Origin of the sequence: Runella sp. SP2 (genome assembly GCF_003711225.1) — a bacterium.
GTDB lineage: Bacteria > Bacteroidota > Bacteroidia > Cytophagales > Spirosomataceae > Runella.
This window is the reverse complement of sequence record NZ_CP031030.1, coordinates 4,550,731-4,575,722: the sequence shown is the minus strand read 5'-3', so window position 1 is coordinate 4,575,722 and position 24,992 is coordinate 4,550,731. Positions and strand designations below refer to the sequence as shown.

20 protein-coding genes and 1 tRNA gene are annotated in these 24,992 nt (G+C 44.1%); 10 read left to right on the top strand and 11 right to left on the bottom strand.

Features of this window, described 5'->3' with window-relative positions; all coding sequences use genetic code 11:
* Positions 1-44: 44 nt before the first annotated feature.
* Together DTQ70_RS18235 and DTQ70_RS18230 are read right to left on the bottom strand one after the other, a co-directional pair.
* Positions 45-974, bottom strand: coding sequence for a hypothetical protein (locus DTQ70_RS18235; protein ID WP_122932135.1), 930 nt, complete (start codon positions 972-974; stop codon positions 45-47).
* 146 nt (positions 975-1,120) lie between these two features.
* Positions 1,121-1,531, bottom strand: coding sequence for a hypothetical protein (locus DTQ70_RS18230; protein ID WP_122932134.1), 411 nt, complete (start codon positions 1,529-1,531; stop codon positions 1,121-1,123).
* A gap of 435 nt (positions 1,532-1,966) precedes the next feature.
* Between DTQ70_RS18230 and DTQ70_RS18225 the strand changes: the two genes are divergently transcribed.
* Both DTQ70_RS18225 and DTQ70_RS18220 read left to right on the top strand, forming a co-directional pair.
* Positions 1,967-3,694, top strand: coding sequence for a sensor histidine kinase (locus tag DTQ70_RS18225; RefSeq protein WP_122932133.1), 1,728 nt, complete (start codon positions 1,967-1,969; stop codon positions 3,692-3,694).
* A 50-nt stretch (positions 3,695-3,744) separates the two neighbouring features.
* Positions 3,745-4,482: a response regulator gene (locus DTQ70_RS18220; protein WP_122932132.1), complete on the top strand. Its 738-nt coding sequence runs from the start codon at positions 3,745-3,747 to the stop codon at positions 4,480-4,482.
* A 163-nt stretch (positions 4,483-4,645) separates the two neighbouring features.
* On the opposite strand, the gene DTQ70_RS18215 is transcribed toward DTQ70_RS18220, so the two are convergent.
* Entirely contained in the window at positions 4,646-5,977 is a 1,332-nt protein-coding gene (locus DTQ70_RS18215) for an MATE family efflux transporter (protein ID WP_122934467.1), read from the bottom strand.
* 122 nt (positions 5,978-6,099) lie between these two features.
* Between DTQ70_RS18215 and DTQ70_RS18210 the strand changes: the two genes are divergently transcribed.
* Entirely contained in the window at positions 6,100-6,915 is an 816-nt protein-coding gene (locus DTQ70_RS18210; RefSeq protein ID WP_122932131.1) for a 3'-5' exonuclease, read from the top strand.
* A 102-nt stretch (positions 6,916-7,017) separates the two neighbouring features.
* Here DTQ70_RS18210 and DTQ70_RS18205 read toward each other — a convergent pair whose 3' ends face one another.
* A complete protein-coding gene (locus DTQ70_RS18205) occupies positions 7,018-8,280 on the bottom strand; it encodes a hypothetical protein (RefSeq protein ID WP_028524307.1) in 1,263 nt (420 codons plus the stop codon).
* Positions 8,281-8,360: 80 nt separating this feature from the next.
* Between DTQ70_RS18205 and DTQ70_RS18200 the strand changes: the two genes are divergently transcribed.
* Together DTQ70_RS18200 and DTQ70_RS18195 are read left to right on the top strand one after the other, a co-directional pair.
* On the top strand, positions 8,361-9,605 hold the full coding sequence (locus tag DTQ70_RS18200; protein WP_122932130.1) for an ABC transporter permease: 1,245 nt from the start codon (positions 8,361-8,363) through the stop codon (positions 9,603-9,605).
* 86 nt (positions 9,606-9,691) lie between these two features.
* A tRNA-Leu gene (locus DTQ70_RS18195) sits at positions 9,692-9,775 on the top strand.
* Between the two features lie 124 nt (positions 9,776-9,899).
* On the opposite strand, the gene DTQ70_RS18190 is transcribed toward DTQ70_RS18195, so the two are convergent.
* The 5 genes from DTQ70_RS18190 to DTQ70_RS18170 all read right to left on the bottom strand — a co-directional run bounded on the left by DTQ70_RS18190 (position 9,900) and on the right by DTQ70_RS18170 (position 15,337).
* Positions 9,900-10,655: a Fic family protein gene (locus DTQ70_RS18190; protein WP_164490096.1), complete on the bottom strand. Its 756-nt coding sequence runs from the start codon at positions 10,653-10,655 to the stop codon at positions 9,900-9,902.
* Between the two features lie 132 nt (positions 10,656-10,787).
* Entirely contained in the window at positions 10,788-11,588 is an 801-nt protein-coding gene (lpxA, locus tag DTQ70_RS18185; protein WP_122932128.1) for an acyl-ACP--UDP-N-acetylglucosamine O-acyltransferase, read from the bottom strand.
* 71 nt (positions 11,589-11,659) lie between these two features.
* Complete coding sequence (locus DTQ70_RS18180; RefSeq protein WP_122934466.1) at positions 11,660-13,051, bottom strand: bifunctional UDP-3-O-[3-hydroxymyristoyl] N-acetylglucosamine deacetylase/3-hydroxyacyl-ACP dehydratase; 1,392 nt, start codon at positions 13,049-13,051, stop codon at positions 11,660-11,662.
* A gap of 5 nt (positions 13,052-13,056) precedes the next feature.
* Positions 13,057-14,094 carry a UDP-3-O-(3-hydroxymyristoyl)glucosamine N-acyltransferase gene (gene lpxD, locus DTQ70_RS18175; protein ID WP_122932127.1) on the bottom strand — a complete coding sequence of 346 codons (1,038 nt, stop codon included), beginning with the start codon at positions 14,092-14,094 and terminating at the stop codon, positions 13,057-13,059.
* A 10-nt stretch (positions 14,095-14,104) separates the two neighbouring features.
* Complete coding sequence (locus tag DTQ70_RS18170; RefSeq protein WP_229599965.1) at positions 14,105-15,337, bottom strand: HD domain-containing protein; 1,233 nt, start codon at positions 15,335-15,337, stop codon at positions 14,105-14,107.
* 66 nt (positions 15,338-15,403) lie between these two features.
* Here DTQ70_RS18170 and DTQ70_RS18165 point away from each other — a divergent pair, with 66 nt between their 5' ends.
* From DTQ70_RS18165 to hisIE, 3 genes are all read left to right on the top strand, one after another.
* Positions 15,404-16,108 (top strand): peptidylprolyl isomerase, encoded by a 705-nt coding sequence (locus tag DTQ70_RS18165; protein ID WP_122932125.1) that lies wholly within the window; start codon positions 15,404-15,406, stop codon positions 16,106-16,108.
* Between the two features lie 338 nt (positions 16,109-16,446).
* Positions 16,447-17,610, top strand: coding sequence for a sigma-54 dependent transcriptional regulator (locus tag DTQ70_RS18160; RefSeq protein WP_122932124.1), 1,164 nt, complete (start codon positions 16,447-16,449; stop codon positions 17,608-17,610).
* A 44-nt stretch (positions 17,611-17,654) separates the two neighbouring features.
* The gene (hisIE, locus tag DTQ70_RS18155) at positions 17,655-18,260 is read left to right on the top strand and encodes a bifunctional phosphoribosyl-AMP cyclohydrolase/phosphoribosyl-ATP diphosphatase HisIE (RefSeq protein ID WP_122932123.1); all 606 of its coding nucleotides are present in this window, start codon (positions 17,655-17,657) and stop codon (positions 18,258-18,260) included.
* A 63-nt stretch (positions 18,261-18,323) separates the two neighbouring features.
* On the opposite strand, the gene DTQ70_RS18150 is transcribed toward hisIE, so the two are convergent.
* A complete protein-coding gene (locus DTQ70_RS18150; RefSeq protein ID WP_122932122.1) occupies positions 18,324-20,657 on the bottom strand; it encodes an ATP-dependent helicase in 2,334 nt (777 codons plus the stop codon).
* Positions 20,658-20,871: 214 nt separating this feature from the next.
* A complete protein-coding gene (gene recG, locus DTQ70_RS18145; protein ID WP_122932121.1) occupies positions 20,872-22,980 on the bottom strand; it encodes an ATP-dependent DNA helicase RecG in 2,109 nt (702 codons plus the stop codon).
* Between the two features lie 100 nt (positions 22,981-23,080).
* Here recG and DTQ70_RS18140 point away from each other — a divergent pair, with 100 nt between their 5' ends.
* A complete protein-coding gene (locus DTQ70_RS18140; protein WP_122932120.1) occupies positions 23,081-23,941 on the top strand; it encodes a sugar phosphate isomerase/epimerase in 861 nt (286 codons plus the stop codon).
* A gap of 63 nt (positions 23,942-24,004) precedes the next feature.
* Complete coding sequence (locus tag DTQ70_RS18135; protein WP_122932119.1) at positions 24,005-24,934, top strand: sugar phosphate isomerase/epimerase; 930 nt, start codon at positions 24,005-24,007, stop codon at positions 24,932-24,934.
* Positions 24,935-24,992 lie beyond the last annotated feature (58 nt).

Genomic DNA, 24,992 nt, shown 5'->3' with positions numbered 1-24,992 from the left:
ATGTTATTCAAATTTTTACAAATGCCCGGAAGATTGGTTCGTCTTCAATAATATTCAATAACTCTTTTAAAAATTTTCTCAGGTTTGCCATCTAAATATTCTATTCTTTTCGTCCAGTTCTTATTTTTATCATAGTCGTATTTATATGTTGTGATCACAGTAGAGTTACTCGAGCGGGATTTTAGCAGGTCTTCTTGTTCATTAAATTTTTCAATTGTCCCAAAGTTATCTACTGAACTAACCTCAACCGCATCCGTTATTATGTACCTAATGAAGGAATATATCTGAGTTCTGTCTTTTTTGTTGTATACCCAAATGTGAGTATTTATAACATTTCCATCTTCATCGTATTTATGCCAGGTGGTTGTAGTTGGAGCGTCTTGCGCTCTAACTTTCATGTAAAATTCTGTTTTTCTTCCTTCTGAATTATATTTCACACTTTCAAGAAGTTTGCCAGTTTTATCAAGTTTTGACTTTTCGACAAATAATAATTTATTTTTACTGTCATACTGCCTTTGTTCAATGATTGAATCCTTAAAATTATAAGTGAATTCATTTACCTCATTTAAGGTGTCTGCATACCAAGTTTTAGAACTGATTGTGCACCCTTTTGGATACCTTTTGAATTCAGTTCGTTCTCTAACAATGCATAGTGTATCATAAATTTCAATTTTTGTATAATAACCATCTGCATCAAATTGAGCAAAAGAATTTTTTTCAAGGCTATCATCTACTAACTTCCCTTCGGTAAGTTCTCCAAACTTTTCAAGTGCTTGATAAGTACTTAATTTTACTGATTTCACTCGACCTTTGAGGCCTGAATACTTTAGATCGTTTATTACAATGCAGTTGGTGTCTTTTATTGCAGTTTGCACAATGTTGCTATGTCCAAAATTATACCCTGAAATGGTGTTAAGCTCAAGGTAGATTTGTGCAATGAACGAGAGTGAAAGAGGAGTCAAGAAATTTAGCATGGCGTTGTAGAAGTTAGTTCAAAAACAACAGATATATTGGCTCTTAGCAACAAAGCCAATTCAAATTATCAATCTTTAAGTCTTTAATATATAGAAAAAATTAGTTTGATAAGGTTTAAAGAAAATTCTATTTTTTTCAAAGCACTTTAAGCATACGAATACTGCTTGACTGGATTTGCCCAAAATTTGCCTTGCCCAAGCCTTAACTCTTGTTGTGCTTTATCAATTTTAGCCATGTCCTCCCAAGCATGAAGATGATTTAAGTAAGTGATGGCAAAATCTTGTGGACATTGTGTTAAATCTATGTCCCTCATAGCAGACGCTCGACTTGTAGAGTTACTAATGTTAGAAGTCTTAGCATCTAATTGTAAAACCGAATTAATGGCATTTATGTAAGCAATTTTTTGTCTTTGCTCCGCTTGTTCTTGTTCGATACGCTGTTGTTCAGCTTGCTGACGTTCGTACCTTAGTTGCTCCTCAGAAGGACCACAGGATAACACCATAAGTAACAAAATCCAAATCAGCGCTATTCTTAACTCTTTCGTACTATTTTTCATGAGTTTGATTTGATTACTTAGTTGAACTTGTTAGAGAATCCGAAATGGAAACCCAAACTGGCCCTACCGGGGCATTTGATGTGTCGCACACAACCCGAGAAACCTAAACTCTGACCTCGGGCACGCACAATCTGTCGCCAAGGACCTGCCCTGCAAGCATTTTATAGACCCGCACTCAATTAAACTTATGTTTTAGAAATTTAGCAGCTTGTAAAAACTATCTCCCAATTTTAATGAGAATGTTTGAATTTATTTTGCTCGACTTAACGAAATACTCAACTTCGCTTTACGAACCTTGAAAAATACTTTACGAAATTATTTCGGCTTAAAATTTTGAAAGGAAATAAAAGCTAAACTGGCTAAAAAGACTATTTTTGTACGAAGTGTATTTGCCAACACTTATTTGCCAAAACTTACATTTTTACTCGACTTTTAATGAGAAAACTCCCCAATAAAATTAGTGGCTTGGTTGGCTTACTTCTAATAATGAAGAGTGCTATCAGTATTGCTCAGACCTCAACTTTTCTCCCGCTCCAGCCCGAAAAACTCAAATATGCCCAAGAGGTAGAGAGCGAAGCATTGGCCAAAAAAGATACATTACTGATGGCGGAGGCTTACTATTTGTACGGGAAAATACACGTGGCAGCTCATGATTACTTGAAAGCTAAAGATTACTTCATGCAATCGCTTAGAATCATGGAAAAGCACAGGGATTTAGAAAAAATAGGTCGTTTATATCTTTATCTTTCTGAGCTGGAAATTCTACAGGCGCGTAATACAGAAGCTTTGAAGTATGGACGTTTGGCATTTAGCTATTTTCAGCGATCGGGTTCCCCAAAGCGTATAGCAGCAGGATACCATCGTATGGCGGCAATTTATATAGTAATTTATAAAAGCAATGTGCATGATAATCTTAAAAAATCCTTACATGACAGTGTATTGTATTACTGTAAAAGAGGCGAAAGAATGGCATATGAGCTAAAAGACACGATGTCAATTGCTGATGCAAGTGATAGACTAGGGGATTTTTATAGATATCAGAAGAGCCGAAGGGCACTCAACTATTATCAAATAGCCTTAAAATGCTATCAAGTATTGGGACACAAACACAACGAAGCGCTTATAATGCAAAAATTGGCAACTACTCATTTGGCTATGAGTCAGCCAGATAAGGCATATGAGTCAGCTAAGGAAGCCGAAACGATATATAATAAACTAAGTATTAGAGAGACCCAAACCGAAAAGGAGTTTGCTGCTTTTTTTGAAGAATACTACAGGGGCAAAAAAGATTGGCAAAACGCACATAAACAATTAAAAATATTATTTGACATTGAGCGTAATCAACTTTTGGCTGATCGCGATGGAGCGGTTTCGCGCCTCGCTGTTGAATACGAAACCGAGAAAAAAGAAGTACAACTTAAAAATCAGCACAATGAGCTGGAGCTAAGTAAGCAAATCCAGCAAAATCAACGTCGCTTCTTGGCAGCTTTGTCTATTTTGTTTTTGGTAGCTACTGTAGCAACGACGGTTTTCTATCAGCTTTTTCGCAAGAACCAACGGCTTAGTCAACAAAACGCGACATTGGTACGGGAGCAGAATCACCGTGTGAAAAACAATTTGCAATTGGTATCAAGCTTGTTAAGTTTACAGGCAAATCGCCTCACTGATGAAGCAGCAAAAACAGCCGTGGAAGAGAGCCAGCTACGAATTGAGGTCATGGCGATATTGCAGCGTAAACTTTATGATGGCGATCAGTTGGCTATGGTAAATATGTCAGAATTTATAAAGGAATTGGTAGGGATAGCTCTACAATCTTTTGGGTATGAACAAACAAAAGTAGATTATGACATGGCACTTTCTCTTCTAATTGCGGCCGACCCTGCTTTGAGAATAGGTTTGATTGTTAACGAGCTTGTCGCTAATGCCTGCAAGTATGCGTTTCCCAAAAATCCGAATCCGATTTTTGGGATAGCATGTACTCTACAAAATCAACAACTTACCCTCAAAGTTACGGATAATGGCCCAGGGTTTCAAGGGGTAGAAAATCGAAAAAATCAAACATTTGGTATGCGTCTGATTCAGATACAAGTACAGCAATTGAAGGGTACCTATCGTTTTAAAAAAGAGCAGGGAAGTATTTTTGAAATGGAATGTAAAGTCTAAAGCGTTTCATAAGTAAGAATGTTGGTCTCTAGTTAATACTAATTTATAAGATGAATCCATTAAAAATCCTCATCATAGAAGATGAACTCATTACGGCCAATGATATTCAGGAAACTTTGCAGAAAGCAGGCCATCAAATTACAGCCATTGCCCAAAGTTGTAAGGAAGCACTTTCGTCGCTTAAACATACTCTACCCGATTTAGCATTGATTGATATTATCTTAGAAGACTCTTCTGTTGATGGTATTGCTACCGCAAAAGCATTATTGGCTCAACAACAAATGCCTATTATTTATCTGACGGCCAATTCAGAAATCCCTACGGTGCGACGGGCAACAGAAACTTATCCAGCGGCTTATCTGCTCAAACCATTTCGACATAAAGAACTTGCCATTCAGGTAGAGTTAGCTTACTATAATTATCATGCAAGTCAGGAAACAGGTATTAATCCGTTTACTGCGGAGAGCTTATTTTTGCCTTTTGAAGGTGGCCATGTGCGTATTACAAAGCAGGATGTTCTATACATAGAAGCAGAAGGTGCTTATGTGAGAGTTTTTGAGTCAGATAGAAATCGTCTTTTTACAATGAATTTGGGCTACATAATGCAGTTTTTCGCTACACCTAATTTCTATCGTCTGTCAAGGTCATATCTAATCAACTTTAACTATGTAGAACGAGTGGAGCGCAATCAGCTTTTTTTTAGAGGACAAGATTTGAAGCTGTCTTTTCCTGAACCACAATACAAAGAGATAATGCAGCGATTAGCCGTAATTAAAACACCTCATTAAAATAAATAAACATAATCGTTCCTTACTAGAGTAGGGAAAAATCCAAAAAGATTTTTTGGGAAAAAAGGATTGATAACGATTCATAAGAACACAGCAGTGAAAAATATGAGTACAAATTCTTTTTTCTTAAAATTGAAGTCTGTTGGATAGTCCCATAATTGCCTCAGCGCGGCATAACCTTTGTTGTCATTCGATAAAAACGAATCGTCAGGAAAACCGCCGAGAAAGTTAATCCCGCCGATAACGAAACCCAAACCCCTTCTACGTCCATTTTGAACGTAAACGCCAGAAAATAACTCAACGGCAATGAAATGACCCAATACGCGATGAGCGTGATAACCGTTGGAACGTTGACGTCGGTCAGCCCCCGCAGCGCCCCCAAAGCCGTTACCTGTACGCCGTCAGACAATTGGAAAAAGCCCGCGTAAATCATCAACGTAGCCGCAATGGTTGTTACCTCAGGATTGTTTTTGAGATACAGAGATACTAAAAACTCGTTGCAAGTAAGGAACGTAATGCACCAAACTCCCATAAAAGCGATGGTAAGAAGCAGGGCCGCCGAACCTGCTTGTTTGACCTTAAACGGATTTTTTTCGCCATACGCTCGCCCCACGCGGATAGCGCCTGCGGAGGCAATTCCCGTTGCCATCATGTAAGTTGTAGAAGCCATGTTAATGGCGATTTGGTGGGCGGCAAGTTGGTTTTCTCCCAACCACCCGATAATGACTACTGCCAACGAGAAAGCCGCAATTTCAAAGAAAAACTGAAACCCAACGGGAATCCCCAGTTGAAAAACTTTTTTTATCAATTTTCCTAGTGCCTGCTGATGGGAAGCCGTGAGGTATGGCGTGAAGTTTTTGCTTCTATAAATATAAACCAAAATAGCGGCGGCCATGTAAATACGCGACAAAAGCGTTGCGAAAGCAGCGCCGTTGAGCCCCATTTTTGGGAAAAAACCAATGCCATTAATAAATATCCAGTTGAAAAAAGCGTTGAAAATCAGGGCAGAAACTGTAACCGCCATGGCTACCCGCGTGAGCGAAAGCCCGTCGGCCAACTGACGAGCAGCGACAAATACAAGCAACGGAAGTGTAGAGGCGCTCAAAATGTACAAAAAAGGCTTAGCGAGGCGAGTTACTTCGGGGGTTTGACCAAAAAGGTGTAATTCGACGCCCATGAGTATCCCTGCAAGCCCTAAACTTATACCTAGAATAACCGAAACTGCCAAACCTGCCCGAAAAAGTTTGCCAATTTCGGTGGTGTTGTGTTGACCTTTGGCCTGAGAAATCAATGCCGCCACTACACCCAGACCACCAACGCCAATACTTGACATTAAAAATGATAACGAATTGGCCAAGCCCGCCGCACCAAGTGGTACGGCGCCAAGATAGCGGCCCACCATTAGGTTGTCGGTCATTCCCATGAGTGTTACTCCAAGTTGGGCAATAATGATAGGGATACTTAACTTAATGGTTTCACTGATTTCCTTGCGCATTCTATTCTGATTTTGGCTATTCGTTGGCTGATGATCTTCAAAACAAGACGGCAAAGGTAGAAGATGCAAGCTGAATTGTTTGAATTAAATAGTAATTTTGGAGCATCAACCATCCTGATTGAATGGCACATAATCTCAAACTCAGAAAACCTTTGGCGTTTTTCGACTTAGAAACAACGGGGGTAAATATTCAAAAAGACCGCATTATTGAAATCAGTGTGGTGAAAGCGCTCATCAACGGTGAGATAGAAAGTAAGACGTTTCTGGTGAACCCTGGCATACCTATTCCGCTGGAATCGAGCTTGATTCACGGGATTTATGACGAAGACGTGAAGGACTGCCCAACGTTTAAAAACTTTGCCAAAACGCTTGCGCAATTTTTGCAGGGATGTGATTTGGCAGGATTTAATTCCAATCGTTTTGACGTGCCGATGTTGGTGGAAGAGTTTTTGCGTGCCGACGTCGAATTTGACATTAAAAACCGTCGATTGGTGGATGCACAGCGTATTTTTCACATGATGGAACCTCGAAACTTAGCGGCAGCCTATAAGTTTTATTGTGGCAAAGACCTCGAAAATGCCCACAGTGCGCACGCTGATACCATGGCTACGTTTGAGGTGTTGTGCGCTCAAGTGGAAAGATATGCGGGAGTAAAAATCAAAAACGACAAGGGAGAGTTGTACGAGCCTATTCAGAATGATGTAGAGGCATTGCATAACTTGACGGCAGCAAAAATTGTAGATTTTGCCAATCGAATGGCCTATAACTCAAAAGGCGAAGAGGTTATCAACTTTGGAAAGCACAATGGAAAACGAGTAGTAGATGTGTTGGCGCAAGAGCCTAGTTACTACGATTGGATGATGAAAGGTGACTTTACTTTAGACACCAAACGGAAATTGACCGAGATAAAAATGCGAGCTGCTTTTGGGAAAAAGTAGGCAGTGGTTAGTCCACGGTCGGTGGTCGATAGTCCATAGTGTACAGAGAATGATATTGTACTCAAAACAATTGACTATCGACTGTGGACTATCGACCCAAAACTAAGTCTTCAACTTCTTCTTCTTGGCCGCGGGAAACAAAATGTTGTTCAAAATCAAACGGTATCCTGCTGAGTTAGGGTGTAAGTTTAAATCCGTAGGTTCTTCATTGATTTCGTGGCGGTAATCTTCGGGGTCGTGGCCACCGTAGAAAGTAAAAAAGCCTTTGGCATACGTACTGTGAATGTAACGTGCTTCACCCGCCGCACGATTTTCAGCCAAAATAATCACCTCGGGTTTGATGTACTGCTTTTTGAAAGCCGTGGTTTGACCCATAAACCCTTTGATAATTTGCTGGTGGTTTTGTGTCAACATGGTAGGAACAGGATCCCATTTGGCCGAAAACTGAAACAACGTAAAATAGTCGTTGGCTTCGTTCATGCCACGTTCGTTGGGTTGACTATCGACCGAAGAAAACTCAATTTCGTAAGGATTGGTCACGACTTGAAAGTTTTGGAAGGCAAATGTCTGGCTAAAATCTAGCTTTTTTTGAGCAGTGGGGTCAGTAGGGTCACCGTCGTAAATCACGTCTGCAATGTCGGTATTTTGAGTAGCCAACGCGACATCGTACGTGTCGGTAGCATTGCACATGGCAAACATATATCCGCCACCAGCTACGTACTCTTGTACTTTTTTAGCCACGGCCAGTTTTAGCTTAGATACCTTAGAAAAACCCCATTTAGCGGCTATGTCCTCAGCTTCTCGCTTTTGGGCGCGGTACCAAGGGTAGTCGCGGAAGTGGAAAAACTTGCCGTACTGTCCCGTAAAATCTTCGTGGTGAAGGTGTAGCCAATCGTATTCCGACAGTTTGCCTTCCATAAGGTCGTCGTCATAGACAATGTCGTAGGGGATTTCGGCGTAGGTCATCACCAGAGTTACGGCGTCGTCCCAAGGTTGTTTGGTTTTAGGCGAATAAACGGCCACTTTGGGGGCTTTGTGGAGCTTTACGTTGTCCATGTTGGCGTCAGGTTGGGCAATTTCGCTTAAAATACCGCTTCCTTGCGCGTCAGAAATCACTTCGTATGAAATCCCACGAACAACCATTTCATTGATGATTCGCTGGTTCCAATCCATCATAAAACTGCCTCCGCGGTAGTTGAGAAGCCAGTCAATTTCAGTATCGTAGGTGCGCAAGACCCAGTACGCCAGTCCGTACGATTTAAGGTGGTTTTTTTGGGATTCATCCATCGGAATCAGAATCTTAGAGGCCCAAGCCCCGTGTACTACGCCCAAAAAAATGATAAGTGGTAGGATGAACCGCTTCATCGGTTTGTGGATTTAAATTTTCAGAATGACTTTTGTAATAACGAATATATTGCAAAAATCGTGCAGAATCAACCATTGCCATGAACCTTATTGAGAACTTTCGTGAAGGACTGCGTTCCATTCAATCAAACATGCTTCGGACCGTCCTGACGGCGCTGATTATTGCCATTGGTATTACATCGCTGGTGGGGATTCTGACGGCCATTGATGGAATGCAAAGTTCGGTGAATAATAGTTTTGCCGATTTAGGTGCTAATACGTTTGACATCCGAGGGCCACAGCCTTTTCGTCGAAGAAGTGGAGGAATGCGCTCTAAAGATTATCCTTCGATTACGTACCGTCAAGCCAATCAGTACAAACGAGAAATCAAAGACACGTACAATGCCCAAGTGTCGATTTCGTCAAATATTAGCGGCGCTGTACAAGTCAAATACAAATCTGTCAAAACCAACCCCAATACGCGCGTAGTTGGTATTGATGATAACTATATGGCCATTAAGGGCTATAAGCTTGTCAATGGCCGTAATTTCTCCCCAACAGACTTAGACAATGGTCTGAATGTGATCATTATTGGTTCAGAAATAGCTCAAAAACTGTTTGAGGGAAAAATAAACCCAATCAATGAAGAAATTATCGTTCGAGGAAATCAGTACAAAGTAGTAGGTGTTTTGGATAAAAAAGGCTCATTGACGGGAGGAGGGGATGACCGTGTGCTGTTGGTGCCTCTTGAAAATGGCCGAGCATTGGCTGCAAACCGCGAATTAACCTTTGATATTACAACATCTGTCAACAGCATGGAAGACCAAGAACTCATCATGGGAGAGGCCAGGGGAATCATGCGACGCGTTCGGAAAGACCTCATTGGGAAACCTGATTCGTTTGAAATAGAAAGCGCCGATGCACTGGCCAAAAACTTTGAAGAAATATCGGGGTACTTGCGTATGGGGGGCTTCGGAATTGGCATCATTACGTTATTGGGAGCGGCCATTGCATTAATGAATATCATGCTAGTATCAGTAACAGAAAGAACGCGCGAAATAGGTATCCGAAAGTCGCTAGGGGCAACTCCACGGCTGATTCGCTTGCAGTTTTTGATGGAAGCCATTGTGGTTTGCATCTTGGGGGGAATCGGTGGACTTATCTTAGGAATTATCGTTGGAAATATCATCGCCAAGGTCATCAGCGAGAATGCCAGCTTTATTGTGCCTTGGTTTTGGATGATGATGGGGATATTAGTGTGCGTTGTGGTCGGAATTCTTTCAGGAATTTATCCAGCGATAAAAGCCTCACGCTTAGATCCTATCGAAGCTTTACGCTATGAATAAGGAAAATTTTTACACTTTTTTTGGCGCGAAAATTTGGAATTAAAATCTCAACTGCTACCTTTGCAGTCCCGTTTACACAATGACTTGCCCAGATGGCGGAATCGGTAGACGCGTTGGTCTCAAACACCAATGAGGTTACACTCGTGCCGGTTCGACTCCGGCTCTGGGTACTCGGGTAAAACTCGAAGCGAAAGCTTCGAGTTTTTTGCTTTTATACCTTTGCAAAAAGAGTGCTTGGGGAGGGGGTCAAAGCCAAAAGTTGTCTTATTAGGCAGCTACAAAACAACGAAAAAATTAACGTGACATTTCTTCAATTTCGTGTTTTAGGAACTTCTCGTATTGCTTAAACATAAAGTCGTAGAAAGGAGCTATGTCTTCAGCGTTTCGTGCGGCTTCTAAGGCGTTGATATAGCCGATACGGTTTTGTTTAAACACTAGCCCCATTGGCAACCCAAAATACGCCTGAATGTAATTCATTAACAGTCGGGAAGTTCGCCCGTTGCCATCCCCAAATGGGTGAATACTTACAAAGTCAAAATGGGCTTTAAATGAAAGTTCTAGTTGTTGTTGAGGCGTTTTTGATGTTTTGATGCCTTCATTGATTTCTTCACAAAATCGTTTTATCAATTGCGGTACTTTCAGATAATTGGGAAATGTTCTCGTTCCTGCCCTAACGGAGCACAAACGAAACTCACCTGCTGATACATCAAAGTTGCCTCCCATCGAATTAACTACACTCCCCGTGTTTTTCATCACTCTAGCGCCCATTTGTTGTATCAAAAGCGGTGATAATGACACTTTCGCTTCGGCCCATTCAACTACCGCTACCAACGCCCTAAAATGGTCAAATACCATTTGGTGATGTTCAAAAGGTTTATTGGCGGCGGGTTTGCCATACTCCAACAAATTTATTACCTGCGATTCGGTAAGGGTACTTCCTTCAATACTTGTTGAATGGTGAGTTAAAGCATAATAGGCGTACTTTCGATAATCTATTTGGCCTTTTGATAATGCTTTGTGTTTTTTAATCAAGCTGTCAATAGTATTCATGGACATAATTCACTTTTTTCAAAGTTCGGAATCTTTTTTGCCTTTTCAATAAAAAGAGGCGGCCCTTTTCGGACAGCCTCTTTTTGATTTTATACCTTCGTAAAAATGAGCCAGCTAAAACAAGGCCTACCCTTAGTCTTCGCTATCGACGTGGGAAGCACTCGGCGCTTTGATAATCCCGCGCTCGGCACTGCGAATAAAGTTAACAATAAGGTCGCGCTCTGGCGAGGCTGGTAAGTCTAGTTCAATCTGTACCAATGCTTCTGAGTTATTGAAGCCTTTTAAATAAACATACCGATACACTTCCTGAATCTCGGTTATTTGTTCGTTAGTAAAACCTCTACGACGAAGGCCGATGGAATTGACCCCTGCGTACGAGAGCGGTTCGCGGGCAGCTTTGGTAAAAGGTGGCACATCTTTGCGCACAAGTGACCCGCCCGAAATCATTGCATGGGCACCAATTTTTACCCATTGGTGTACCGAACTGGAACCTCCAATGATTCCCCAGTCACCTAAGTGGACGTGCCCCCCGAGTTGTACGTTGTTAACAATGATACAATAGTTGCCAATGCGACAATCGTGGGCTACGTGGGCGTAAGCCATGATGAGGCAGTGACTGCCAATTTCGGTTTTGAGGTACTCATCAGTGCCGCGGCTGATTGTAGCGTATTCACGAATGATGGTTTCATCACCGATGAATGTCTGTGTGTACTCTCCTTTAAATTTGAGGTCTTGGGGAGTAGAGGAAATGACTGCCCCAGAGTAAATTTTGCAATTTTTTCCAATTCGCGCACCTTCATTGATAATGGCATGTGAGCCAATCCAAGTTCCTTCGCCAATTTCGACGTCTTTATGGATCATTGCAAATGGCTCAATCACAACATTTGGGGCAATTTTGGCCTCAGGGTGTATATATGCTAACGGTTGAATCATGTTGGGTTGATAGTTTCCAAAGCGTCGTTTTCAGAAAGAAGTACTTCCATCTAAGCTTGCTTTGTTTACCATTACTTTTTTCTAACTAGGCTTGCGGTCATGTCAGCTTCACATACAAGTTGTCCTGCCACGTATCCTGCACCGTGCATTTTGACAATGCCTCGTTTGATAGGCGCTGTAAACTCACATTTGAAGATAACGGTATCTCCAGGAACGACGTTGCGACGAAAACGGCAATTTTCGATGGCAGCTAAGAAAGGCCAATAGTTTTCAGGGTCTGACTGAGAACTTAAAGCAAGAATAGCTCCTGTCTGCGCCATGGCTTCCATTTGTAAAACTCCTGGCATAACAGGATTGTTTGGAAAATGGCCTGTAAAGAAGGGCTCGTTCATCGTTACATTTTTGAGACCTGCCACGCTGTTTTCATCCATATAAACGATTTTGTCAATCATCAAGAAGGGGTAGCGGTGGGGGAGAAGCTCACAAATGCGCTTCAAGTCCATCACAGGGGGCATTTTTGGGTCGAAGTGAGGCACAGGGCTCTTTGACGACTCCATCAGCTTTTTGATTTTTTTCGCCAAAGCAACGTTGGCGGCGTGGCCTGGGCGTGCTGCCAAAATTTGACCTTTGATAGGGCGTCCCACGAGTGCTAAGTCTCCTACGACATCTAGCAATTTATGGCGAGCCATCTCATTGGGATAGTGCAGCTCTAAGTTGTTCAGAATGCCTACTTTTTTGTTGACTCCAATGGTAGGTTTGTTGAGCAACTGAGAAAGATAATCAAGTTCGCCTTCCTCTACATCGCGATCGACAATCACAATGGCATTGGTTAGGTCGCCGCCTTTGATGAGGTTGGCTTTGTAAAGCGCCTCAAGCTCGTGCAAGAAACAGAAAGTTCGGCAAGAAGCGATCTCGCGTGAGAAGGTAGTAAGGTCGTTGAGCGAAGCGTGCTGGCTGCTGATTACTTGTGAGTTGTAATCTACCATCACCGTGAGGCGGTAGTCGTTGAGGGGTAAAGCTACCATCTCAATGTCTTTTTCCGCGTTTATGTAGCGTACAGGTTCTGAAATTTCGAAGTAGTTGCGCGAGGCATTTTGTTCAATAATTCCAGCTTCTTTTAGTGCTTCTACAAACTTGATAGAGCTGCCATCCATGATAGGAGGCTCAGGGCCATCAAGCTGAATCAGTACGTTATCAATTTGTAACCCAACAAGTGCGGCGAGGGTGTGCTCAACCGTGTAAACACGGGCTCCGTTTTGTTCGAGGGTAGTCCCTCGTGAAACATCTACCACATTGTCCACGTCAGCATTAACGATAGGCTGACCTTCCAAATCAATACGTTGAAATTTATAACCGTGATTGATAGGGGCGGGTACAAAAGTCATGGTAGCCGAGACACCAGTATGCAACCCTACACCCGATACCGACACCGATTTTTCGATGGTTTGTTGTTTAATGTTCAACATTCCTAGTGTTTATCTTCTTTGTTTTGTTTCTCTAATTCGTGTACTCTTTTTTCCAAGAGCGGTAATTTACGGAAAATCGCCGCCGAACGTAAACTGTCTTTGAGTTCGAGGGCGGGAGTTCCGTTAAGTGAAAGACCTTCTTCTTCCCATGTTCGAGTAACGCCCGCTTGGCCACCCACTTTAGTCCCTTTTGGAACCGTGATATGCCCGTTAAAACCAGCTTGTCCGCCTATGACGCAATTTTCTCCGATTTTGGTGGAGCCTGCTATGCCTGCTTGCGCAGCAATAACGGTATTTTTACCAATTTCGACATTGTGCCCTACTTGCACTAAGTTGTCCAGTTTTACTCCTTGGCGAATAACAGTCGAGCCCATTGTGGCGCAGTCGATTGTAGCTCCTGCACCTATACTTACGTTGTCTTCGATGACGACGTTGCCTAATTGAGGAATTGTTTTGTAGGTTCCGTCGGGAAGTGGGGCAAACCCAAATCCATCACTTCCAATAACCGCATTGGCAAAAAAGGTACAATTTTGACCAATAATGGTATTGTTATAAATTCGGACGCCCGAATGAATCACCGTACCATCGCCAATTTTGACGTTATCGCCCACGTAAACATGGGGATAAATTTTGACATTTTTCCCAATCTTACAATTTGTTCCAACGTAAGCAAAAGCACCTAAGTAGGGGTTCTCCCCCAGTTCGGTGCCTTCTCCAAGGTAAGAAGGTTGCTCAATTCCTCGTTTGTCGCCCTTGATGATTCGTTCGTATTGTTGTAGAAGTTGAGTAAACGCTGTATAGGAGCTTTCTACCCGAATAAGGGTAGTTTTAAACGCTTTTTTAGGTTCAAAGCTTTTATCTACAATTACTGCCGAAGCCTCGGTTGTGTATAAATAAGGCTCGTATTTTGGATTGGATAAAAAAGAAATACTACCAGAGATGCCCTCCTCAATTTTTGATAACTGACTGATTTTTAGGTTCTCTTCGCCTTCTATTTCTCCTCCGAGCAGTCCAGCAATCTGCTTGACGGTAAATTCCATACGGTCACAATTAAGACTGCAAAGTTAGGGGTTTCATCCAACAAACATAATACTTTCGGACAATATTACTCAGGGCCTTAATTGTCGGTAAATCAGAGGCATCAGCAATATCGCATACGCTACCATCTTTCATTTTGATAAGAATGCGTTCTTTGCTCGAAACATAAGCCGCATTGCTCGATTCGCCCAGCACCAAAAAATAGTCATGCCAACTGTCCGAAATGCCTTGTTGGCGCAGTTGTTCGTGGATTTCTTGTAGCTGATTTTGGTCAAATGGGGTGCTTGAAAACTGTATTTTGTACAATTTTCGGTCAAGCAAATGTTGACAAATCATGGAAAGTACGTGGTCTTCGTGAGCAGCCCATACTTTCAAACAACCCCAGACGTCGTAATCGTCGATGTTGGTAAAAGATTGCAAGCACTGAGGGTTTTCTTGAAATTGCTGTAGGGTGATGTTCTGACGAAGAAATAGCCCAAAATCCTTGGGAGCAAAGATGTCTTCGCCGCTTCTGGCCAGTTCGCGCGCTCTTCGGATGGCCTGAATCAACATGGTTTCGGCACAAATGGATGTCTTGTGAAGATACACCTGCCAATACATGAGACGCCGTGCATTTAGAAAATTTTCAATGCTTAATATTCCTTTGGACTCTACAACAAGTTGGTCATCCACTACATCCAACATCTTGATGATGCGCTCGGTACCGATGGCACCCTCGGCTACACCCGTAAAAAAACAGTCGCGGTTGAGGTAATCCATACGATCCATGTCTAGTTGGCTGGAAATCAGTTGGTGAAAAAACTGCCGTGGATAGCTACCCTCAAACATCTGAATGGCCATTTCGAGCCGCCCGTCCAGCTGGCGGTTGAGCTCTTTCATAATTTCCAGCGAAAGATATTCGTGGTGGACGTCGTTCAAAATCGTTTTTTCTAATACGTGAGAAAACGGCCCGTGCCCGACGTCGTGCAGCAAAATCGCGATTTGGGCGGCCTCCCATTCTGCTTCCCAAATCAGGTGGCCTTTGGTGCGTAAGGTGGAGAGGGCTTGCCCCATGAGGTGCATGGCGCCAAGGGCATGGTGAAAACGGGTATGCAGCGCACCAGGATAGACCAGTTCGGCCATCCCTAGTTGCCGAATGCGTCGAAGCCGCTGGAAAAAAGGGTGTTGGATAAGGTCAAAGACCAAATCAGACGGAATGCTGATGAATCCATAAACGGGGTCGTTGAAAATCTTTCGTTTGTTCACGCCTGAGTAAATTTGGGAAACGGAATTTTTGAGTGCAATTTCGTGAAAAAATACCTCCATTACCTAATGAAACACGTTGCTCTTTCCTTTTTCGTCGTCTTGAGTACGGTGGCTTTTGCTCAAAAAAAAACCAAGAAAGCCGAAGTGGTCACAATTCACACCTCCTTTGGTGACATGGCAGCCATTTTGCACGAGCAGACGCCGCTTCACAAGGCCAATTTTTTAAAATTAGCCAAAGAACACTTTTACGATAGCTTGCTTTTTCACCGCATTATCGAAAATTTTATGATTCAGGGGGGAGATCCTAATTCCAAAAACGCCAAACCAGGCGACCGTTTGGGTGGGGGCGGAGGCAATATGGAGCGAATTCCTGCGGAGTTTCGCCCCGATTTGTTTCACAAAAAGGGGGCGTTGGCAGCCGCAAGGGATAATAACCCCGAAAAAAAATCGTCGGCTTGCCAGTTTTACATCGTACAAGGAAAAGTATATAACGACACCGAACTCGATGCACAGTTACGTCGGGCGGTAGGGACTCGACAAGCAACCCCTGCGCAACGAGAAGTCTATAAAACAATAGGTGGTACGCCGCATTTGGACGGGAATTATACCGTTTTTGGGCAAGTGATAAGTGGCTTGTCGGTGCTCGATAGCATCGCTCATCAACGCCGCGATGGCTCCGACCGACCATTAAAAGATGTACGGATGAGTATGAGCGTGGAGAAAATGAAAAAGAAAAAAATTGCCAAACGCTACGGTTATCGGTTTGAATAAGGACTTCATACTTGGGTGCAGCTATCTGTTAGCGGTTATCCGTTACTCGTTCTGATCAGGGCTAAAGCCCTAAGTTGTACTTTTTCTTAGACCCCAGCCTAAAGGCGTGGGGTTTAAGGAGTCACAGATTATTGACAACATCTAGTTTGATTTTGCATGATTACTTAGGTTTAGCTGGTTGATAATCTGTGGCTTACAATTAACAGATAACAGATAACAATTAACAAACCATTACTTATTCGTTTGAAGTTTTCTAAATTGTTGGAAAAGTAACTTTCTTTCGCGTTATTTTCCCGATGGGTTTACTAACTTTGCCTATTAACTTATTTCTACGACTGATGGCAAAAATCCTGATTGTGGATGACGAGAAAAGTATCCGTGCTGCCCTGCGTGATATTTTAGAATACGAAGATTATGAGGTTGAAGAGGCCAAAGATGGAGAAGAAGGTCTCTATATGATTCTCAATAATCATTATGATGTGGCGCTCTGCGATATTAAAATGCCAAAATTGGAGGGCCTCGAGGTACTTCTAAAAGCTGGTGAAGCAGGCCGAGCGACGCAATTTATTATGATTTCGGCTTTTGGTAGTGTCGAAAATGCCGTGGAGGCTACCAAGCGTGGTGCATACGATTTTATCACCAAACCACCTGATTTGAACCGCTTGCTGGTCTCGGTTCGAAATGCCATTGAGAAAGCCAAATTGGTCGCGGAAACCGTTGATCTCAGAAAACGTATTTTCAAAATCAACGAAATCGTGGGTGAGTCGGCCCCGATTCGTAAGGTCAAAGAAACCATTAGTCGCGTGGCACCTACCGAAGCCCGTGTGCTCATTACTGGAGCCAATGGTTCGGGTAAAGAAATGGTCGCCAAGCAAATTCACGAGCGCAGTAACCGCGCTAATAAGCCTTTGATTGAAGTAAACTGTGCTGCAATTCCAAGCGAATTGATTGAAAGTGAGCTTTTTGGTTACGAAAAAGGGGCGTTTACGGGGGCTGTAAAACAACGTATTGGGAAGTTTGAGCAAGCCGATGGTGGAACACTCTTTTTGGACGAGATTGGTGATATGAGTTTGTCGGCGCAAGCCAAAGTGTTGAGAGCGTTGCAGGAGAGTAAAATTACCCGCGTAGGTGGAGATAAAGAAATCAAAATCAATGTTCGGGTGATTGCGGCGACCAACAAAGACCTCAAACGTGAGATTGCAGAAGGAGGTTTCCGTGAAGACTTGTACCACCGCCTGAACGTTATACCGATTCACGTACCGCCGTTGGCCGAACGCCGCGAAGATATTCCGTTGTTAGCCGAAAAATTCTTGTACGATATTTCGCAAGAATACAGTGGTGTACCCAAAGAAATTACGGAGGATGCTATGACGCACCTAAAATCGTTGCCATGGACGGGTAACGTCCGTGAATTGCGCAACGTCATTGAGCGTTTGGTGATTATGTGCGGCGACGAAATCTTGCTCGAAGACGTCCGTTTGTATGCAAGTTTTGGAAGTTAGTCTAACTTATTAAACGTTTTTTAGTAACTGGTGCTTTGGCACACATGATAATGGAAATCAATTTTTCAAAATCTCCCGACGGTTTGGTTCCTGCCGTTGTTCAAGATGAAGAAACGGGGAAAGTACTCATGGTTGGGTATATGAATGCGGAAGCATTGGCTAAAACCGAAGCCGAAAAAGTGGTCACATTTTTTAGCCGTTCTAAGCAAAGACTTTGGACTAAAGGGGAAACTTCGGGTCATTTTTTACAAGTAAAAACAGTTTTGGTGGACTGTGACCAAGACACGATTTTGATAAAAGCGCATCCAATTGGCCCTACTTGCCACACGGGGGCGGATACCTGTTTTTTTGAGAAAAATGAGGGCAAAGCTTCGTTTTTGAATTACTTACAAAAGCAAATCATTCGCGACCGCAAAAATAATCCCTCGGATGCGTCATATACAAGTAAGCTTTTTGCCCGTGGTGTTAATAAAATTGCCCAAAAAGTCGGTGAAGAAGCCGTGGAGTTGGTGATTGAAGCCAAAGACGCTAACGATGACTTGTTTAAAGGTGAAGCTGCCGATTTGTTGTTCCATTACCTGATTCTTCTCGAACAACGTGGGTTGGATTTGGACGATATTGTGGACGTATTAAAAACGAGACACAAATAAAAACATTTTGTGCATCAGGGTACTCATACCCTGATGTACAAAATGTACAAAAATCACGTATTGCTACCGTAAAATTCTCAGCTTCGCAAAACTCAATAAGAGGGTTTTTTCGCCCGTTGTGTCAAAATGAATAATGGCTTTGCGGTCAGTGCCGTTGACGTCCATTTTCTTGACCGTACCTTTCCCAAATTTTGGGTGTTCTACGCGATTACCTTCTTCCAGATTTGAGGTATCACTTGCCACAAAAGGCTCGCTCGACGTACTGGCGCTGTTGGTTGGTGGGGGAGGAGTCGGCACCTTGGGACTGGATACCCCAGTTGAACTTTTAACCGTTTCGCTCGTTCCTTTTTGAGGTTGAGAAGTGCGGTTGGCTATCTGACGAATAAAATTCATCGACGACGGCTCCGCATTGTTTCGGTAGTCGTCCATGCCTCCCGAACGGCGCCCTTTGGTCATCATCAAAAAACGCTGGTCAACTTCAAACAAAAATCGGCTAGGTTCGCACATATTGAGGCGACCCCAGTTGTAGCGACTTTCGGCGTACGAAAATGTGAGTTTGGTTTCGGCACGGGTAATGGCCACGTAAAACAGCCGTCGCTCTTCTTCCAAATCCTCGCGCTTTTCGAGCATCATTTGGCTAGGGAATAATCCTTCTTCTAGCCCCACAACATACACATTTTTAAATTCAAGCCCCTTCGCGCCGTGAATCGTCATCAAAGTTACGCGGTCGGTGTCGCCATCATCGTCGCTTTCGTCAGCGGTAGTTAACAGTGAAACAGTTTGCAAAAACGAACTCAACGTTTTGTCCTCATTATCGGGGTTATCCACAAACTCTTTGATGGCGTTCAGCAATTCTTGCACGTTTTCGTAGCGGCTCAAGCCCTCCACGGTTTTGTCTTCGTACAACTCCCGCAAAATTCCCGAGGCTTTGGCCACGTGAGAAGCTACAGCGTAGGCATCTTTGCCTTCTTCCAGCAAAATTTTGAAACTTTTAATCAAAGTGGCAAAACCCTCAATGGGCAAGGTCGCACGCCCCGCCACGTACCGAGAGATATTGGAAACAACTTCCCAAATTGGCACGCGGTGCTCGGCCGCCGATACGGATATTTTGGCTACAGTGGTGTCACCAATGCCACGTTTGGGCAAGTTAATAATTCGCTTAAAAGCTTCCTCGTCGTTTTGGTTCACGATAAAACGCAAGTACGCCAACAAGTCTTTGATTTCTTTGCGTTGGTAAAACGACAATCCCCCAATGATGCGGTACTTGATGTTGAGTCGGCGGAGGGCCTCTTCAAACGCCCGCGATTGGGCATTGGTACGGTACAAAATCGCGAAATCGGTGTTGCGTAAGCCTTTGTTTACTTTTTCTTCAAAAATCGCGGTGGCAATCAGCCGCCCTTCTTCGTTGTCCGAACTTGCCTTCACCACGTCAATCAATCCTCCCTCCTCGTTAGTGGTAAACACGTTCTTTTTGAACTGCGCTTTATTTCTAGCAATCACCGAGTTGGCTGCATTCACGATGGTTTGGGTCGAGCGGTAATTTTGCTCCAACTTCACCACCCGTACTTCGGGGAAATCGCGCTCAAAATTGAGAATATTCTGAATGTTAGCCCCACGGAAGGCATAGATACTTTGGGCATCGTCGCCTACCACGGCAATGTTCCGATGTACCGCCGATAACTTTTTGGTAATCAGGTACTGTGCCACGTTGGTATCCTGAAACTCATCGACCATCACGTATTGGAATTTGTGCTGGTACTTGTTCAAAATTTCAGGAAAATCGCGAAAAAGCACGTTGGTATTGAACAACAAATCGTCAAAATCCATCGCATTGGCCTGAAAACAGCGCGTCGTATAAGCTTTGTACAAGCGGCCGATTTCGGGCAATTTTGCCGCTTCGTCGTCGGCTCTGAACAACGGATTTGCCAAGTAGTCATCGGCCGAAATAAGGTTGTTTTTTGCCCCCGAAATACGGTTAAAAACCACGTTGGCTTTGTAGGTTTTGTCGTCGAGGTTAAGCTCTTTGACAATGCTCTTAATCAGCGATTTAGAATCGTCGGTATCATAAATGGAGAAATCGGAAGTATAGCCCAAAAAACGCGCTTCGATGCGAAGGATTTTGGCAAACACCGCGTGAAACGTTCCCATCCAGATGTTTCGCGCTTCGTACCCGACCACTTTCTCGATACGCGCGCGCATCTCTCCTGCGGCTTTGTTGGTAAACGTCAGCGACAAAATCCGAAACGGATCCACGCCATTTTCTATCAAATGGGCAATTCTGAAGGTCAGCACTCGTGTCTTGCCCGAACCCGCACCCGCAATAATCATCAACGGCCCTGGGCCGTGCGTTACGGCTTGGGCTTGGGGTTCGTTGAGGCCACTTAAATAATCAATCATTTACGTCATTTTTTTACACTACCACAAAGTTAGAGGAAAAGTTTGGGAGTCCCTTACAAATCAGCAGTAGCTCAGGGTAAAGGGTGTAAAAACGATGTTGTTTCGATAGCGCGAGTGTCACACTCGTGCTAATCATTTTTAGGCTTCAAGCCTAATCATTCAAAAAACGACTTGAAGCCTGAAAATAAAAGCCACGAGCAGGATGCTCGCGCCATCAACTAATGCGACTCCAGTTAGTTTCCTCCTTCCGAAGTGAGTCAATGTGGCTGCGGATGGGTTCGTTTTTGGGGAGTACCAAATCGGGGTCTTCTTGTAAAATTTCGTCGGCAGCTTCGCGGGCGGCTTTTAATACAGCACCGTCTTTGGCCAAATCGGCCAACAACAAATCCATCAAACCGCTTTGTTGCGTGCCCGTCAGGTCGCCTGGACCGCGTAATTTTAAGTCCACGTCGGCAATGTCAAAACCGTTGTTGGTCGCGCAGAGTGTATCAATCCGAATGCGGGTATCTTTGCTGAGTTTCACGCCCGTCATCAAATAACAATAACTCTGCTCAGCCCCACGACCCACGCGTCCACGCAACTGATGCAACTGCGACAACCCAAAACGCTCGGCACTTTCGATGACCATCACCGACGCATTCGGGACGTTTACTCCTACTTCAATCACCGTGGTGGCCACCATAATTTGCGTTTCACCTTTCACAAATCGCTGCATTTCAAAGTCTTTTTCGTAGGGAAACAGCTTGCCGTGTACCATGCTAATGTGGTACTCAGGAAACGTCCGCTGAATACTTTCGTAGCCTTCCATGAGGTTGTTGTAATCCAGCTTTTCGGATTCTTCGATGAGCGGGTACACAATATATACTTGACGACCCTTGCGGATTTCCTCCTTTACCCGCCCAAACATCGCTAGGCGTTTTGTCTCGAAGTAATGAACCGTCTCAATCGGCTTACGGCCTGCGGGAAGTTCGTCGATGATACTCAAATCCAAATCCCCGTAGAGGGTCATGGCCAACGTGCGCGGAATCGGCGTGGCGGTCATCACCAAAATATGCGAGTGAATAGTTTCGTTTTTGGCCCACATTTTGGCCCGCTGTGCCACCCCAAAACGGTGTTGCTCGTCAATGATACAGAGCCCTAAGTTTTTGAACTGCACCGTATCTTCCAATAGCGCGTGCGTGCCTACAGCAATGTGGATGCTGCCATCTTGCAGGCCTGGCAACACGATTTTACGGCCTTTTTTGGTGGTAGAACCCGTCAGAAGTGAGATATTTATTCCCAAGGCGTCACAAAAAGGCTTTAGACCACGGTAGTGTTGGTCGGCCAAAATTTCGGTGGGCGCCATAAGACAGGCTTGCGCGCCGTTGTCGATGGCCATCAACATCGAGATAAATGCCACAATCGTTTTACCACTTCCTACGTCGCCCTGCAAGAGGCGGTTCATCTGCTTGCCCGATTTAAAATCGTCGTGGATTTCGCGCAAAACGCGTTTTTGAGCATTGGTAAGCCCAAACGGCAAGTGTTGTTGGTAGAACGTTTTTAGCATATCAAGGTTGCTAAAAACTTGCCCAGGATACTCGCGTTTTTGCAGGAGCTTGTTTTTGAGCAACCGCAATTGGTTATAAAACAACTCCTCAAACTTCAATCGACGCAGGGCTTGCGTAAGGGCGTATTGACTGTCAGGCAAGTGAATGCCCCACATGGCCTCGGCTTTGGGCAAAAGGCGGTATTTTTGCACCAACTCTTGCGGCAGCGTTTCTCGAAAATGCGGCGTCGCTTGCTCCAACAAACTCCGCATGATTTTACTCAAAAACCGACTGTCGAGGTATTTCTTACGGAGTGTTTCCGTTAGATTATAAACGGGTTGAAAATAGCCACCTCCTTCATTTTCGGGGTTGATGGTTTCGAGGTCGGGATGGCTAAAGTTGAAGCGCTGTCCAAACCGTTGGGGTTTGCCGTACGCAATGTATTCACCGCCTTCTTTGAGGTGTTTGAGGTGCCAATCAATGCTTTGGAAAAAGACAAACTCAACGATGCCCGTACCATCGGTAAACTCCACCGTAAGCCGACGTTTGTGGCCTTCGCCTATGACGGTCATGCTTCTGATGCGGCCTTTCAACTGCGCTGCCGACATCGTGTCATTCAGCTCGCTAATGCGCTGAAACGACGTTCTGTCTTCGTGACGAAACGGGTAATATTGGACTAAATCACCAAAGGTAAATAGCTTCAGTTCTTTGTTGAGAGTAGCCGCCCGAGTGGGGCCGACTCCCTTCAAAAACTCAATTTTAGTATCGAAAAACTGGGTTGTGGTTCGTTGGCTCATAAGTGCAAACGCACGTTTTTTTAGTAAAAATAACCTTTAAAGAGTATTTTTCCAACAATTCTTCGCTTTTGGTACTAACGTCCAAGCTCCTCCGTTTTCTATGAATCGTCGCGATGCCCTCCGCCAAACGGCGCTCCTAAGTGCCACTTGTTTCACGGCTCCTTTTGACCCGTTATCCGACTCGCTTCGACGTGGTTATCCGTTAGGTGCTTGCGATTGGTCTTTGCAACGGGCCTGTAATCCAGCCGTTTTTGCGTATGCCAAAAAGATAGGACTTGATGGTGTGCAACTCAGCTATAATTCTCGCTCCGACGAAAGTTATCTTCTACGCCCCGAGAACCAACAGGCCATGCGGGAGGCTTCCCAAAATGCAGGGGTTAAGATGGCAAGTTTAGCCATTGGCGAACTAAATCGAGTCCCACTCAAGTCCGAAGCACGTACCGTTGACTGGATTAGTGGAAGTATCGACGCTGCCAAAGCGCTAGAGGTTAAGGTGGTACTATTGGCTTTTTTTTCGCAGGGTGATTTGCGAAACGATGAGACTGGAAAAAAGGTCGTCATCGAACGTCTAAAAAATCTTGTTCCTAAAGCCGAAAAACAGGGAATTACGCTCGCGATTGAATCCTACCTAAGTGCGCAAGAGCACCTCGATATCATTGAGGCCGTGGGTTCGCCTAATCTCAAAGTGTATTACGACCCGCGCAACGCCGCCGACGCAGGGCACGACCCTTACACTGAAATTCCTTTGCTGGGTCAACAAAAGCTCATTTGCGAAGTCCACCTCAAAGAAAACGGCAATTTGCTCGGCCAAGGCTCGATTGACTGGCCGAGGATTCGTCAATTGCTCCGACAGATTCGGTTCAAAGGATGGGCGCACATTGAGGGCGCGATGCCACAAGGTAAAACGTTGGACGAAGCCTATCCCCAAAATGTGCAGTATGCGCGCAAGATTGTTGGGTAAAGCCTCTTTCTTTGTACCCATGAAATAGACCATAATCGTTCATAAAACATTACTAATATCAACATGAATCGTCGTCAATTTATCGGAACCACGCTCGTTGGAAGTACCCTTGCTCCGTCGGCTTTTAGTTCGGTGGCAGCACCCGTGGTGGCTTCGCCTAAAATCTTTGTTTTCTCCAAAATGTTCCAATGGATTGAGGACTATGACCAACTGGCCGAAACGATTGCGGGGATTGGCTTCGACGGGCTTGACCTCACCGTTCGTCCTGGGGGGCACGTCTTACCCGAACGCGTAGAAGAAGATTTGCCCAAAGCAGTGGCTGCTTTCAAAAAGCATAAACTTGAAATTCCGATGATGGTGACCACGATTTTGGACGCCGATGCGCAATCGGAACGCATTCTCAAAACGGCCAAATCTCTTGGAATCAAGCATTATCGTATGGGCTGGTATCCTTACGACCTCAAAAAAGACATTGCTTCCCAAAGTGCCGCTATCGGTCAACGAATCAAAGCTGTGTCAGCGCTCAACGAAAAATACGGCGCTGTAGGTCATTATCAAAACCACTCAGGAAACTATTTTGGGGCGTCGTTATGGGATTTTCATCAGCAACTTCAAGGAATTACTTCCCAAGCTATTGGCTGTCAGTACGATATCAATCACGCGACTGCCGAAGCAGGTGGGTCTTGGGAAACGGGACTGCACTTGATTGCTCCTCACATCAAGTCGCTGGCCATTAAGGATTTTTATTGGAGAAAAAACAATGACAAATGGGGTAAACTCGGTTGTCCGCTGGGTGAAGGAGTAGTCAACTGGAAACGATATTTTGAAATTTGGAAGCAGTACAATTTTCAAGTACCCATTACGATGCACTACGAGTACCCGCTCGGTGGAGCAGAAAATGGGGCAAAAAAACTCAGTATTCCGTCGCAAGACCTCATCACTGCGATGAAGAAAGACTTGGTATTATTTAAAGAATGGGTTGGAAAGGTCTAGCCGTAGGCTTTTTAACTTCGGTAAAGTTTTAGACCTTTGCCGAAGTTTTGGGCTTATC